We start from the raw sequence: 12,833 nt of genomic DNA, 5'->3' as shown, positions 1-12,833 counted from the left end.
AAAACGCCAAGCCGTGGAAGACCGTCACCGCGGGTGCAATGGCCAGAAACGAGGCCCTGCGAGCTTCGAAATACCTCGGCCGCGCGATCTGGCGAAACTGGAGTGGATACCACCGCCGAAGCCGCGTCGAGACCAAAATGCACTGCGTGAAAATGCTGGGCCAGCGCCTCATGGCGCGGGACTTCGATCGTCAGGTTGCGGAAGTCCAAGTCCGCATCCTCGTCATGAACGGCTATACCGCGCTCGGCATACCCATAACTGAGCCCGTAGGATGAGTCTGTCTGGGGAAAGGGGGCGTCTGGCCTTCAACCAATTTGTGCAACAGAGTCACGGACCTGTCATAACCGTTGAGGTTAAAATGGGACGCAGGAAGGGGTCGCTGGCGAAGGATGCCATAGACGGCGTTATAAAGCACTTTACGACCGGCCCTGGCGCGACGGAGGATGTGAGGAAACTTTCCGCAACGTCAGCGGACGAAGATGGCTCGGAGGCGATTAACTTTCTCAACGACTTGCTGCGCGAGAGAAGCGAAATAGAGGTTCCGGAAGGCGATCCAGATAACCATTACAGAAAGCGCCAACGTTGGGTCACCACTTGTTTCAATGGGCACTTCGACTATATAAAGGAGGTGTATGGAGCTCCAAATGTTGTGGATGGTTGAGCGTTTCGCACCAATGTCAAGCGCGGTGGTCGCCGCGGGCGTTGCATGGGTTTACCTTCCCCAGTGGAGCGCAACATTGCTTGCAAACGGAGAGCGCATTTCAAATGCGTTTGGGCCGGTATTTGACCTTGCAACCTTCTCGGCGGGGTCGCTTTTTGCGATATATGTTATTGCGTTATCACGCTCAGAAGGCTTTCTTGGCCGAATTTTCAAGACAGAGACATTCCGTCTTTTTCATAGGTATGTCGCGACAGCAATCGCTGCATGCGTCATCCTTTCCATATGGACATCTGTCTACATGGTGGTTGGCATGGGCGACATAGCCAACGGGCTGTCGCTTGCCATTGGTGCGTTGTGGGTCGGCGCATCAACGTGCGCCCTTATAAGTGTTGCCCGTGTTGTTTTGATATTTTTTATGATGGTGGGGGCGAGTAGCAGTAGAATGCGGGGAAAGCAAAGAGGGCAAACGTCGTGAACCTTAAAGACGCGAGGCAAAAGGGGAACTTGGAGGGCTTCGTGGAGGAGCACGAGTCCGACCCAGAAGGCGACCTTGATAAACTTGATGAAACGATCAAGCGTCCAGTTCGGGGAAGCGGGAAAGCAACTCCGAAAGCATCGTCTCGGGACGCATCCGACGATTGAACCGATACTCAAACTCTTTCACATAAGCCTCTAGATACTTTGGCGAAACGCTGGTGTGGGTGCCGGAAATCGACTTCTTTAGGTGGTTGAAGAAGCTTTCAATCTGGTTGGTGCTTGTGCCGCAGGGCGTGGCGTATTCGCCTTTCCCGTGGTTCACCGTCTTGTGGGTGTAATGGTCAACCGGAATGGCCTTGTTGTAGGCGCGGAGTTCGTCGGTATGGATTTCTGTGCCGCGAGCAACGCCGGAGCGGATAACGGGCAGCAATGAGCCGCGCGTTTGGTCAGGAACAACTTTGAGCATGGCATCGCCACCGCGTTCGATCATGCCCATGACAACGGTCTTGCGCGAACGCCAGTCCATGCCAGTTGTGACACCGCCGACAAAGGTTTCATCAACCTCGACAACCTTACCTTCGCCGCCGATTGGCGTTTCACCGTCCACAGCGGCCATGTGATCGCGGATAAGCCGCGCCATGCGCCATGCAGTCTTGTAGGTAACGCCAAGCTGGCGCTGCAATTCTTTGCCGCTCACGCCGTGCTTTGACGTGGTGAACAGAAAGATCGCATAGAACCACAGCTGCAGGGGCGTCCGGCTTTTCTCAAAGATGCTGCCGACCATCGGGTGAATGTGGTGGCCGCACCATTGGCACGAATAGGCTTGCTCTGATTGCAGGCGATACCACTTAGCGGCGCGCTCACATTTGGGGCAAACGTGGCCCTGACCGAAGCGAACGTTGAACAAATGCTCAAGGCATGCGTCGTCATTCGGGAACTGTTGAAAGAATTGGCGAACGTTTGTCTGTTTCATACAGTATAGATAGGTTTTGGCCTACCGTATGTCAAGGGGATACACCCCCCATTATTTAACATAATACTTATTATGCGTATTTTATTAATACGGATCTAGGCATCCTGTCGTAGCGGGATTTGAAAGACTGCCTCGAATCCGCGCGCCCTACCGTCTGCCGGTGATCGCACCTCGAACCGTGTGCCTACGCGATCGGCAATGCTGCTTACGATCGACAGGCCGACACCACTGCCGTCCGACATCGTTTGTCCCCGTTGAAAACGTGTTGGCAGCTCTTGCAACTGGCTTGCGTCGATCGGCGCACAGTCGTTGCGCACATGCAGTGCCCCGTCTTCGCCCAGCCATACCTCAATCGGTTGGCCCCCGGACCCGTGGCGGATGGCGTTATCAAGAAGATTGCGCAGCGTGATCGCCAATGCGTCGTTATCAATGTCCGACAGGATCGGCGTGCCCGGTAAATCAAGCGTGAGCCGTGTGCCCTTTTCCGGCGCGCGAAAATCGGAGGTGACCATCTCGATGACTGATCGCACGTCGGTTGCGGTTTCCCCGCGCATGCGTCCGGCTTCGACGCGCGAAAGTTGCAGCAGCTTCTCCGAAAGCCTTTTGAGGCGCTTGAGCGCGGATTCGACATCTGCGGCGTGCGCTTCGGTTCGGGGGTCTGAATTATGCGCGCGCAACCGCTGAACCTGTGCGAGGGCCGCGGCGACTGGGGTGCGCAGCTCATGCGCGGCATCGGCGGCAAAGGACTGCTCGGCCTCCAGGGCGCGTTTGAGTTTATCCATCAACTGATTGATGGTCGAGGCGACCGGCCGGATCTCATCAGGTAGGCCGCCCCCCTCCACCGGGGACAGGTCCCCCGCCCCGCGCGTGGCTAGCGCATCTCGCAGGTCGCGCAGCGGTCTGAGGCTATATCGCACGACCGTGAACACGCCCACGATGCTCAGGGGTAGCAGAAGCAAGATCGGCCACACCATCGCCGTGAGGGATTCGTGCAGCGCCTCTTTTCGATGGCTGAGCGGTTCGGCGACGGTGATCGTGATCGTGCCTTGCACGGCGGCATCGCTGTAGAGGCGATGCGTGTCGGTGCGATCGAACCCCATGCCATTATACGGGGGGAAGTCATCGGCGTTAGCACCATGAGAGCGTATGAGCACCCTGCCCTGCTCATCCCTTACCAAGTATGTGAAATACTCTTCATGCGGGCGCAATGGGGCAACACGTTGGACGGTGTCGGTGGCAGAGCGCCCGATGATGTCGATCACCGCCAGTGGCAATATGCGCTGCGCCGTTTCCTCGAGCGCGGAGTCAAATACTTCTTCGATCTCGTGCTGCAGGACCTGCGCGGTGGAAAGTGCCGCCACACCCCACAGCAATGTAATACCGATCCCGAGGATCAGGGCCAGCCGCCCTTGGAGGGATGCAGGCGCTTGCATCACGCGTCTACCCTGTACCCCATGCCGCGCACGGTCTTGATGGCATCGCGGCCCAGTTTCTTGCGCAGGCGGCTGACATGCACCTCGATCGTGTTGCTTTCGATCTCGACATCGAAGGAATACAGTCTTTCTTCGAGTTGGGCCTTCGACAGGATCTGCCCCGGCCGTCGGATCAGTGCCTCAAGCAGCACCCATTCGCGCGCGGTCAACGCGGTCGCCTGCCCGTTTCGATGCACAGACCGCGCGGCAAGGTCGACTTCGAGTTCGCCGAGACGGATAACCGGGTTCGGATTGCCGCTATAACGCCGCGCCACCGCGTTAAGCCGCGCCGACAACTCGCTCAGGTCAAAGGGCTTGACCATGTAGTCGTCGGCGCCCGCGTTCAGCCCATCAATGCGGTCACTGATCTGATCCAGTGCCGTCAGGATGATAACCGGCGTCTTGACGCCTTGGGCGCGCAACCTGCGCAAAAACGGCTGCCCGCGCCCATCAGGTAGCATCAGATCCAACAGTATGAGGTCATACCTGGCGACGGCAAGGTAGTCGTCCGCCTCGTCCAGACGGGTCACCCAATCCACCGAATGACCATCGGCCGCGATTTGATCGCGTACGGCGCTGCCCAGAACGGTATCATCTTCGATCAGCAACACGCGCATCCAGGCGCCCCCTCGTTCATTCTCTGAGCCGGCCTTTTCGTGATGAAAACTGACGGCGCGCTTAAGCACGCGGCGGCGCGGCTTCAGCCCATGGTCAGAAAAGTCGCATATCAAGGCCACAATGACCTGTTTCCAGGAGTTGAAGCAATGAGATATTCCCTCATGATGGCATGTGCCTGCCTGGCGCTTTCCGGCGCAGCATGGGCGGACGACGACGATTGCAATGTTGCCATGGCCGATTGGCAGCCACGCAACGCGATTCACCAATTGGCCGAGCAACAGGGCTGGACCGTACAGCGCATCAAGGTTGATGACGGCTGCTACGAGATCAAGGGCCGCGATGCACAAGGCCACCGGATTGAAGTCAAGGTAGACCCCCAGACACTACAAGTGCGGGAGTTCGAGCGCGAAGACGGCGACGATGATGACGATGATGACGATAACCGGAGCACGCAACGCGGCGATGTCACCACCGGCCCTGTCGGGAATACGCCGGATAATGGCCTGTTCAATTCCGGGGGGGCGAGCAATTGAAGGTTCGGGTTTGGGATTCGTTGGTTCGGCTTTTTCATTGGAGCCTTGTCGTGGTTTTCGCCGTTGCGTGGCTGACCGCTGAAGAAAGCGCGTTCGTGCACGAATGGGCCGGATACATTGCGGCGGGCCTGATCGGCGTGCGGCTTGTTTGGGGACTGGTTGGCTCGCATTATGCGCGGTTTTCGCAATTTCTGCGCGGGCCGTCTGCGACACTGGCCTACCTGCGGGAGGTCGTGAAGGGGCGCGAGGCGCGCTACCTGGGTCACAATCCGGCCGGTGCGGCGATGATCGTTGCGCTGTTACTGACCATGTTGGCCACCGCCTTTACCGGTTGGCTGTTGGAGAACCCAACACGCATCGCGATGCTGCCCGAGGTGCCATCGATCATTGCGCCTGCTCATGCGGATGAAGACGAAGACGACGAGTACGCAGAGCGCGGCGAAGAAGGGGAAGGGGCGATCGGGGAGCTTCACGAGGTGCTGGCCAACCTGATGCTGGTTTTGGTGGTGCTGCACGTCGCGGGTGTTGCGCTGGCATCGGTGCGACACCGCGAAAACCTGGCGCGTGCCATGGTTACCGGGCTCAAGCGCCCTGCTGAGCCGGGTGATGTGGCCTGACGGCACAAGAAATATACGAATCGCGCGGTGTTGTATTCACCCCCACGGGCCGCGCGCGCCCCGCTGTACTGCTCCAGGTGCGGCGGGGCACTTTTTAATATGGACAACCGTCAGGCACGACGGATCAGGCTGGTACGGTAGTCCTTGAGTGGACATCGGGCGAACGGCCCGGGAGCCGCGCGGTGCCCGGCCGCCGGGTTGGGTTGGACCATGCCGATGTTATCAAACGCCGTCCAGTACGGCATTTTTTCGCCTGTCGCGAAAAACCTGACAGCTCTCTGACGAATATGCGCTGCGAGTGTCAGTGAACGCTCAGGTGGCGAATCTACTCCTTCCCTCGAAACAATTCGAGCCTCGGGAGAGAAACCATGAAATCGCTAATGTCCGCTCTGGTCATCACCACCGCGCTCACCTTGCCGGGTATCGCTATGGCCAAGCCGGTTACGCTGACCACGAAAATGAACAATTACGGTGGTGATGGGGCCTACCTGGCGTTTTACGTCACCGACGCACAGGGCGCCTATGTGGGCAGTCTCTGGATGGCGGGGGGGCAAATCGAAATATTATGAGCATATGCGCGACTGGTATCGCGCCACAGCGGGGAACCCCCAGGAAATCAACGGAATCACCGGCGCCAGCGTTGGTGCAGGTCAAAGCCTTACCGTTTCTCTGAACCTCAATGAGGCGTTGTTCGATGCGGGCTACCGATTGCATATCGACGCGGCTGTCGAAGACATGCGCGAAAGCCCATCTGAAATAGTGGTGCCACTGACCCGCGAGGGCATCGGTCAGGCCACGCGCGGACGTCGCTACATCGCGAATTTCATCTACGACATGTGATCCGTGCGAAAGGAGCCCGCGATGACCCGTGCCCTGCACAAGTTTCCCGGATTGATTGCCGCGCTGTTGGTGATTGTTCTCACGCTCAGTGGTGCGGTTCTGTCGATCATGCCCGCGATCGATCACGCCGGCGCCCCACCCGCCGCAGCGGACCTGAGCGTGGCGGATATCGGCGAGCGGGTGGTGTCCAACTTCCCAGGCGTGGAGCAGATCAAGCGCAGCCCGAATGGGCGGATCACCGCGTTCTATTTTGATGATGGTCGCCCTGGATCGGTGGTGATCGATCCTGCAACCGGCCAAGGCACCGCGCCGCATGCCCCCTCTGCCTTCGTGCGTTGGGTTCAAAACCTCCATCGCTCTTTGCTGTTGGGGGACGGCGGGCGCATTGCAGCGGCCGTTGGCGCGGGGGCGATGATACTGCTGACAATTTCGGGGCTCATGCTGACAGCGCGGCGGCATGGCGGATGGAAAAAGCTGTTCGCACGTCCACGAGGGGCCCTGTTCGGGCGGTTGCACGTGGAGTTGGGCCGCTTCGCGGCACCGGGGCTTCTGCTCTCGGGAACGACCGCTCTGATCATGGCGGCGAGCACCTTCGACCTTGTTCCAAACGGCGACATGCCCGCCCCCTTTCCCGAGCAGGTCAGCGGGCAAACGGGCGTCAGCCCTGTCGCGATGGCGCTTCTCCGCGATACCCCCCTGAACGAGCTGCGTACGCTCATCTTTCCCTACCCGGATGACCCGTCGGATGTGTTCACGATAAAGACGAGCGCGGGTGAAGGCTATATCGATCAGGGCACCGGGGAACTCCTGAGCTGGGCGCCGGCGAGTGCGCTGCAACAGGTCAACGAAACGATCTACATGCTACATACAGGCGAGGGAGCCTGGTGGCTGGGGATGATCCTGGGACTTGTGGCAATGTGTGTCCCCGCCCTGGCCGTCACTGGTTTGGTGATCTGGATGCGCAACCGCGTCGGTCGCCCGAATATCGCCGCCAATGCCAGTGCAGGCAATGCGGACACGGTGATCTTGGTCGGCAGCGAAGGCGGCAGCACATGGGGTTTTGCCGCGACACTGCATTCGGAGCTCAGAGCGCAAGGGTTTCGCGTGCATGCCGCCCCGATGTCACGCTTTGCGCCGCAGAGTTATCGCCGGGCGGAGCGCATAATCGTGCTGGCCGCGACATATGGAGCCGGAGAGGCCCCTGCCTCGGCCCGGGGATTTCCGGGGCGGCTTGCCTCGCTACCGGACGACACGCCGCGAATTCCGATGGCAATTCTTGGCTTCGGCGACAGGCAATTCCCCAATTTCTGCGCCTATGCTCACCGCGTGGCGGATGCGGCAAGGGCGCAAGGTTGGCCGACGCTGATGCCGATGGACCACGTTGATCGCCAGTCGCCGCAGGATTTTGCGCGGTGGGGCCGGGCTCTTGGCGTCGCGATGAAGATCGATCCGTTGGAATTGCATCACCAACCCACCCTGCCCCGCCGGCATGTGTTCACGCTGATTTCGCGCCGCGACTATGGGGCCGAGGTTCAGGCGCCCACGGCAATATTGCGCTTTTCCGTGCCAAAACGCAGCGGTCTCTGGGCACGCCTTGCGGGCCGTACGCAACCGCGATTTGATGCGGGTGATCTGCTGGGTGTTGTGCCCGAGGACGCCGGGTTGCCCCGGTTCTATTCGCTCGCGTCCTCTTACAAGGACGGGTTTGTCGAAATCTGTGTGCGTCGACACCCCGGCGGTCTGTGTTCCGGGCACCTGTTGTCGCTTGAGCCAGGCGCACAGATCAGCGCGTTCATCCGCCCGAACCCGGACTTCCGGCCCGCCCCCGGACGCCGCCCGGTGATATTGATCGGCGCGGGTACCGGTGTCGGACCATTGGCCGGCTTTGCCCGCGCCAATCATTCGGGCCGCGCGATGCACCTGTATTTCGGCACGCGTCACCCCGATTGCGACCTGCTGTATGGCGACGACCTGAGCCGGTGGCGCGCCGAGGGACGGCTGAGCACGGTCACGACCGCGTTCTCGCGCGGCGCGACACCGATGCATGTGCAAGACAGCCTGCGCCGCGATGCGGAGCGCGTGAAGCGCTTGATCGCCGAGGGTGCGCAAGTGCTGGTATGCGGCGGGCGCGGAATGGCCGAGGGCGTTACGGCCGCCCTGTCGGAAATCCTGGCGCCTGCGGGGCTCAGCCCGGCAACACTCAAGGCCGAGGGGAGATATTCCGAAGATGTTTACTGACCTCGTGTTTCACCGCCTGAGCGGCCCTACGATGGGCACCCGATGGACCGCGCAGTTCTATGCGCCGGCCACGGTGAACCCCAAGACGCTCGAAGCCGCGCTTGCCAATGCCACCGGGGAAGTCGACGCACAGATGTCCACTTGGAGGACGGACTCGGATCTGATGCGCCTTAATGCCGCGAAGCCGGGCGATTGGGTCAAGCTCCCCCTCGCGTTGATCGAGGTTCTGGCGCACGCGGTGATGATCGGCCGGGCGTCGGATGGCGCTTTTGATATCGGCACCGGCGATGTGGTGGATGCTTGGGGGTTCGGCCCGAACCCGGCGGATACCGACCGCATGCGCACCGCGCTTGATGCGCCGCGCACGCCTGCGCATGAGGCGCTGGACCTCGACAGCCAAAGCATGAGCGCGCGAAAACACGCGCCTTTGACCCTGGATTTGTCAGCCATTGCAAAGGGGTATGGCGCGGACAAGCTGCACATGGCGCTTGCGGATTTCGGAGTCACGCATGCGATGGTCGGGCTGGATGGAGAGGTTCGAACCCAGGGGCACCACCCTGGCGGACGCCCCTGGACCGTGGCCATTGAAAGGCCCGATCGCAACCGCCGCGCGCCGCTGTCGGTATTGGCGCTTGAGGATGCGGCCATCGCCACGTCGGGCGACTATCGCCACTGGGTTCAACTGGACGATGGTCAGCGCCTTTCGCACGTGATTGACCCCGCGCGCGGCGGCCCCTTGCGGGATTGCCCCGCCTCGGTCAGCGTGGTTGCGCCTAGCTGCATGGATGCGGACGCGTGGGCAACCGCCCTGATGGTGTGCGGGGTCGACAAGGGCACCGCCCTGGCCCGCCGTATGGGCCTGAACGCCCTGTTCCTTACCCGCGTTGGCGATGCGATCGAGCGGTCTGGCGTCGGTCCACTGTTCGAAACTGGCGCAGCGGGCAGAATACATCCGACGTGCGATCCCGCACCTGTAGCGATAAATGGAAGTAAGAGAAGGAAAGCTGCGCGCTAGCGCCGCGCAGTTTCTATTTGGCTCCGGCGGTAGGGATCGAACCTACGACCAATTGATTAACAGTCAACTGCTCTACCGCTGAGCTACGCCGGAACACGAGGGGCGATATAGCAACCCTCCAAGGCGCCGTCCAGAGGGTTTCGCGACAAAATGGGGGAAAATGCGGCGTTTCAGTGCAGGCGCTCGAATTGCGCATGCGAGGCGCGGCCACCTATGGCGCGAACCTGATGTTTTCCTTCCAGGTCAATGAGATGGGCGAACACGTTGCGCGCGGCCGCGGGCATGAGCGCGGCTGGCGTGTCGGTGTATATGCGCCGGGCTAGCGCGCTTGCGTCGGCCGGCCCGTCGGCCAATGTGGCGAGGATCGCATCGGTGCGCGCCTCGCGGTGCGCGATAAGCCAATCCAGCCTCTCTTTCGGGCGGGTCACCGGGGCACCGTGCCCCGGATGGAATACGCGGGCGCCGCGCGCGCGCAGCATCCGGCAGGACGCCATGAAATCGGTCAGATCCCCATCGGGCGGCGATATCAGCGAGCTGGCCCAGCCCATCACCAGATCGCCGGTGAACACCGCGTCGCCCCAGGCGAATGACATGTGGTTCCCGAAATGCCCGGGCGTCCAGAGCGCCTCAAGCTGCCAGCCGTCGCCAGCCACGCGCGCGCCATCTGGTAGCGCCTGATCGGGGGCAAAGGTGATATCGACGCCCTCTCCGCCTTCGGAAAGTCCCGCCTTGGCCAGTTGTGTCATCACCGCGCTTCGTCCTGCCCAGGCGCTTCCATAGGCGAGCGTCGGCGCGCCGGTTTCCTGCGACAGTGGCCGCGCGAGGGGCGAATGATCCAGGTGGGCATGGGTCACAAGGATGTGGCTGATCCGCTGCCCACGTGTCAAAGCGCCCAGGATTGCCGCCATGTGCGCCGGGTCTTCGGGGCCCGGATCGATCACCGCGATGTCTTCGCCCGCGCCGACAAGGTAGGTGTTGGTGCCACGCCACGTCATCGGTGACGGGTTGGGCGCCAGGACGCGGCGCAGCCCCGGTGCCAGCGTCTCGGGCACGCCCGCGGGCGGGTTGAAGTCATCGTCGGGCTGCATGTCTCTTCCTCTTTGGAGCAATGCGCTCTAGGGTCCGGCTCATGATGTTCCGCTGGCTCAAACGCTCGATGCCTCGCGGCCTTTATGGCCGTGCTTTGCTGATTCTTATTCTGCCGGTGGTGACGCTGCAACTGGTTGTCTCGGTGGTCGCGATTCGGAGGTATTTCGAGGATGTGACCGAGCAGATGACCCAAGCGCTCAGTCGCGAAGTGCAGTATGTAACGCAGCAAATTCCACTGGACGCCCGCCCCGAAAAGGCGCTTGCCGCGATGGCAGCCCCTGCCCGCGCGCTGGAGTTGGAGTTGCGCTACCTGCCACGAGATGCGCAGCCGCCCGAGACCGACCGGTATTGGTATGACGTGTCCGGCGCAATTGTCCTGCGGCGTCTCGATGAGCAACTGCCGTCGTTGCGGGCGGTGCATCTTACAGGCGACGGGCCTGCGCGGCTCTACGTCGAGACACGCGCGGGCCTGCTGGAGCTGGGCGTGAACCGGCGTCGGTTAAGTGCCCGAAATTCGCACCAGCTATTTGTAAACATGGTGTTTTTCGGGGCGTTGATGACGCTGATCGCCTATCTCTATCTGCGCAACCAGCTACGCCCGATCAAGCGGCTGGCCGATGCCGCGGCGGCGTTCGGCAAGGGACAGCATTTGCCCTACAAGCCGACCGGCGCAATCGAAGTTCGCGCGGCGGGTCATGCGTTTTTGGATATGCGGGCACGTATCGAGCGGCAGATCGAGCAGCGCACGCTGATGCTGTCGGGCGTCAGCCATGATTTGCGCACGCCGCTGACGCGGCTCAAATTGGGGTTGTCAATGCTTGACGACAAGGACCGGGAGCCGCTTGAACGCGATGTGGCGGACATGCAGCGAATGCTGGACGAGTTCCTGTCTTTCGCACGCGGCACCGCGACCGACGGCGCGCCCGAAGACACGGACCCCACCGCCCTGATCCGCGAGATCGTGGAGGACGCGCAGCGCGCCGGCAAGCCTGTAACACTGGGCGATATGCCGGAGGGGGATACCACCCTGCCCATGCGCCCGGTGGCGATCCGCCGGGCCATTGAGAACCTGATCGGAAATGCCGTCACCTATGGCAGCAAGGCGGTTGTATCGGTCACGGTCACGCCGCGCAGCTTGCGCATACGGGTTGAGGATGACGGCCCCGGCATACCGCCCGGATCGCGCGAAGAGGCGCTCAAGCCGTTCACGCGCCTGGACGCCGCGAGAAACCAGAACAGCGGCAGCAGCGTTGGTTTGGGGTTGGCGATCGCCTCGGACATTGCGCGCGCGCATGGCGGTGTGCTGCGCCTGCGTCAGAGTACCGATTTAGGCGGGCTGTGCGCGGACATGGTGATCGCCCGATGACCGCAGTCCCTGCCCCGCCCCCGGTCTTGCGGGCCGCTCTATGGATGAGCGGCGCCGTGGCTGCGTTTTCTTCGATGGCCGTCGCCGGGCGGGCCCTTTCGGCGCAGTTCGATACCTTCGAGATCATGATGTACCGTAGTTTTGTCGGGCTTGTGATCGTGGTGGTCGTCGCGGCCGCCACCGGAGGCTGGCGCGGGATCACACGGCGGCGGCCGGGGTTGCATCTGCTACGCAACGTGTTCCACTTCACCGGGCAGAACCTTTGGTTCTTCGCGATCACCATGATCCCGCTGGCGCAGGTATTCGCGCTCGAGTTTACCTCGCCTCTGTGGGTCGTGGTGCTGGCGCCGCTGGTGCTGGGCGAGCGCCTGACACCGATGCGCGCACTTGCTGCCCTGCTCGGGTTTGCCGGCATCCTGATCGTCGCGCGCCCCAGCCCCGACAGCATGAGCATCGGCGTCCTGGCCGCGGCAGGCGCGGCAGTGGGGTTCGCGCTTAATATCATGCTGACCAAGCGGCTGACGCGCACGGAAACCACGACATGCGTCTTGTTTTACATGACGCTACTGCAAACCCTCATGGGGGTCTTGTGCGCCGGTGTTGATGGCGACGTGGCCCTGCCGACAGTGGCAATCCTGCCATGGCTTGCCGTTGTCGGGGCCGCCGGTCTGGCTGCGCATTACTGCCTGACATCGGCTTTGTCGATTGCGTCGGCAACGGTGGTTGTGCCACTGGATTTCGCCCGTCTGCCGGTCATCGCCATCGTTGGCATGGCTCTCTATGACGAGGCGTTGGACCTTTTCGTTTTTGCCGGCGCGGCGCTGATTTTTGCGGGCAATTACCTGAATATCTGGTGGGAATCGCGCGCATATCGAAGCGGCCTTCGGCACAGGGCCGGATAGAGCCGGCCACGAGCGGGTTTGACCGCCTCGCC

12 protein-coding genes, 1 tRNA gene and 2 pseudogenes are annotated in these 12,833 nt (G+C 61.6%); 10 read left to right on the top strand and 5 right to left on the bottom strand.

Annotation, left to right across the window (positions count from 1 at the left end; translation table 11 throughout):
* The 3 genes and pseudogenes from G568_RS0116350 to G568_RS0116340 all read left to right on the top strand — a co-directional run.
* Window positions 1–275 (top strand): annotated as a pseudogene (locus tag G568_RS0116350) (IS5/IS1182 family transposase); the annotation flags it as partial.
* 83 nt (window positions 276–358) lie between these two features.
* Window positions 359–661 (top strand): hypothetical protein, encoded by a 303-nt coding sequence (locus tag G568_RS20340; RefSeq protein ID WP_169576969.1) that lies wholly within the window; start codon window positions 359–361, stop codon window positions 659–661.
* Window positions 645–1,136: a hypothetical protein gene (locus tag G568_RS0116340; RefSeq protein ID WP_157084439.1), complete on the top strand. Its 492-nt coding sequence runs from the start codon at window positions 645–647 to the stop codon at window positions 1,134–1,136. Before G568_RS20340 ends, G568_RS0116340 begins: the two co-directional genes overlap by 17 nt.
* A gap of 96 nt (window positions 1,137–1,232) precedes the next feature.
* Here G568_RS0116340 and G568_RS19200 read toward each other — a convergent pair whose 3' ends face one another.
* The 3 genes from G568_RS19200 to G568_RS0116325 all read right to left on the bottom strand — a co-directional run bounded on the left by G568_RS19200 (window position 1,233) and on the right by G568_RS0116325 (window position 4,200).
* A complete protein-coding gene (locus G568_RS19200; protein ID WP_037374342.1) occupies window positions 1,233–2,111 on the bottom strand; it encodes an IS1595 family transposase in 879 nt (292 codons plus the stop codon).
* Window positions 2,112–2,206: 95 nt separating this feature from the next.
* Complete coding sequence (locus G568_RS0116330) at window positions 2,207–3,544, bottom strand: ATP-binding protein (RefSeq protein ID WP_026759010.1); 1,338 nt, start codon at window positions 3,542–3,544, stop codon at window positions 2,207–2,209.
* Window positions 3,544–4,200 carry a response regulator transcription factor gene (locus tag G568_RS0116325; protein ID WP_026759009.1) on the bottom strand — a complete coding sequence of 219 codons (657 nt, stop codon included), beginning with the start codon at window positions 4,198–4,200 and terminating at the stop codon, window positions 3,544–3,546. The genes G568_RS0116330 and G568_RS0116325 overlap by 1 nt, the downstream gene beginning before the upstream one ends.
* A 42-nt stretch (window positions 4,201–4,242) precedes the next feature.
* On the opposite strand from G568_RS0116325, the gene G568_RS0116320 reads away from it, so the two are divergent.
* The 5 genes and pseudogenes from G568_RS0116320 (at window position 4,243) to G568_RS19185 (ending at window position 9,444) form a co-directional block, all read left to right on the top strand.
* Window positions 4,243–4,734, top strand: a complete 492-nt coding sequence (locus G568_RS0116320) for a PepSY domain-containing protein (protein WP_310702344.1) — start codon at window positions 4,243–4,245, stop codon at window positions 4,732–4,734.
* On the top strand, window positions 4,731–5,351 hold the full coding sequence (locus tag G568_RS19195; protein ID WP_037374341.1) for a cytochrome b/b6 domain-containing protein: 621 nt from the start codon (window positions 4,731–4,733) through the stop codon (window positions 5,349–5,351). The genes G568_RS0116320 and G568_RS19195 overlap by 4 nt, the downstream gene beginning before the upstream one ends.
* A gap of 368 nt (window positions 5,352–5,719) precedes the next feature.
* A pseudogene (locus G568_RS19190) lies at window positions 5,720–6,191 on the top strand (DUF2271 domain-containing protein).
* Window positions 6,192–6,212: 21 nt separating this feature from the next.
* Window positions 6,213–8,429, top strand: a complete 2,217-nt coding sequence (locus G568_RS0116305) for a PepSY domain-containing protein (protein ID WP_026759007.1) — start codon at window positions 6,213–6,215, stop codon at window positions 8,427–8,429.
* Window positions 8,419–9,444 carry an FAD:protein FMN transferase gene (locus G568_RS19185; protein ID WP_245582970.1) on the top strand — a complete coding sequence of 342 codons (1,026 nt, stop codon included), beginning with the start codon at window positions 8,419–8,421 and terminating at the stop codon, window positions 9,442–9,444. The genes G568_RS0116305 and G568_RS19185 overlap by 11 nt, the downstream gene beginning before the upstream one ends.
* A gap of 18 nt (window positions 9,445–9,462) precedes the next feature.
* Here the strand turns inward: G568_RS19185 and G568_RS0116295 are convergent.
* Window positions 9,463–9,537: transfer RNA gene (locus tag G568_RS0116295), tRNA-Asn, on the bottom strand.
* A 77-nt stretch (window positions 9,538–9,614) separates the two neighbouring features.
* Window positions 9,615–10,532 carry an MBL fold metallo-hydrolase gene (locus tag G568_RS0116290; protein ID WP_026759006.1) on the bottom strand — a complete coding sequence of 306 codons (918 nt, stop codon included), beginning with the start codon at window positions 10,530–10,532 and terminating at the stop codon, window positions 9,615–9,617.
* 41 nt (window positions 10,533–10,573) lie between these two features.
* On the opposite strand from G568_RS0116290, the gene G568_RS0116285 reads away from it, so the two are divergent.
* Together G568_RS0116285 and G568_RS19180 are read left to right on the top strand one after the other, a co-directional pair.
* Window positions 10,574–11,899, top strand: a complete 1,326-nt coding sequence (locus tag G568_RS0116285; protein WP_026759005.1) for an ATP-binding protein — start codon at window positions 10,574–10,576, stop codon at window positions 11,897–11,899.
* The gene (locus G568_RS19180; RefSeq protein WP_281169018.1) at window positions 11,896–12,801 is read left to right on the top strand and encodes a DMT family transporter; all 906 of its coding nucleotides are present in this window, start codon (window positions 11,896–11,898) and stop codon (window positions 12,799–12,801) included. Before G568_RS0116285 ends, G568_RS19180 begins: the two co-directional genes overlap by 4 nt.
* Window positions 12,802–12,833 lie beyond the last annotated feature (32 nt).

The sequence above is a fragment of the Sediminimonas qiaohouensis DSM 21189 genome, from assembly GCF_000423645.1.
In the GTDB taxonomy this organism is placed as follows: Bacteria; Pseudomonadota; Alphaproteobacteria; order Rhodobacterales; family Rhodobacteraceae; genus Sediminimonas; species Sediminimonas qiaohouensis.
This window is presented reverse-complemented; position numbering and strand designations above follow the sequence as displayed.

What these genes read in the sequence shown, in the direction of transcription:
- G568_RS20340 (WP_169576969.1), top strand. Translation starts at nt 359, where the DNA reads ATGGGACGCAGGAAGGGGTCGCTGGCGAAGGATGCCATAGACGGCGTT.
- G568_RS0116340 (WP_157084439.1), top strand. Translation starts at nt 645, where the DNA reads ATGTTGTGGATGGTTGAGCGTTTCGCACCAATGTCAAGCGCGGTGGTC.
- G568_RS19200 (WP_037374342.1), bottom strand. Translation starts at nt 2,111, where the DNA reads ATGAAACAGACAAACGTTCGCCAATTCTTTCAACAGTTCCCGAATGAC.
- G568_RS0116330 (WP_026759010.1), bottom strand. Translation starts at nt 3,544, where the DNA reads ATGCAAGCGCCTGCATCCCTCCAAGGGCGGCTGGCCCTGATCCTCGGG.
- G568_RS0116325 (WP_026759009.1), bottom strand. Translation starts at nt 4,200, where the DNA reads ATGCGCGTGTTGCTGATCGAAGATGATACCGTTCTGGGCAGCGCCGTA.
- G568_RS0116320 (WP_310702344.1), top strand. Translation starts at nt 4,243, where the DNA reads ATGAAAACTGACGGCGCGCTTAAGCACGCGGCGGCGCGGCTTCAGCCC.
- G568_RS0116305 (WP_026759007.1), top strand. Translation starts at nt 6,213, where the DNA reads ATGACCCGTGCCCTGCACAAGTTTCCCGGATTGATTGCCGCGCTGTTG.
- G568_RS19185 (WP_245582970.1), top strand. Translation starts at nt 8,419, where the DNA reads ATGTTTACTGACCTCGTGTTTCACCGCCTGAGCGGCCCTACGATGGGC.
- G568_RS0116290 (WP_026759006.1), bottom strand. Translation starts at nt 10,532, where the DNA reads ATGCAGCCCGACGATGACTTCAACCCGCCCGCGGGCGTGCCCGAGACG.
- G568_RS0116285 (WP_026759005.1), top strand. Translation starts at nt 10,574, where the DNA reads ATGATGTTCCGCTGGCTCAAACGCTCGATGCCTCGCGGCCTTTATGGC.
- G568_RS19180 (WP_281169018.1), top strand. Translation starts at nt 11,896, where the DNA reads ATGACCGCAGTCCCTGCCCCGCCCCCGGTCTTGCGGGCCGCTCTATGG.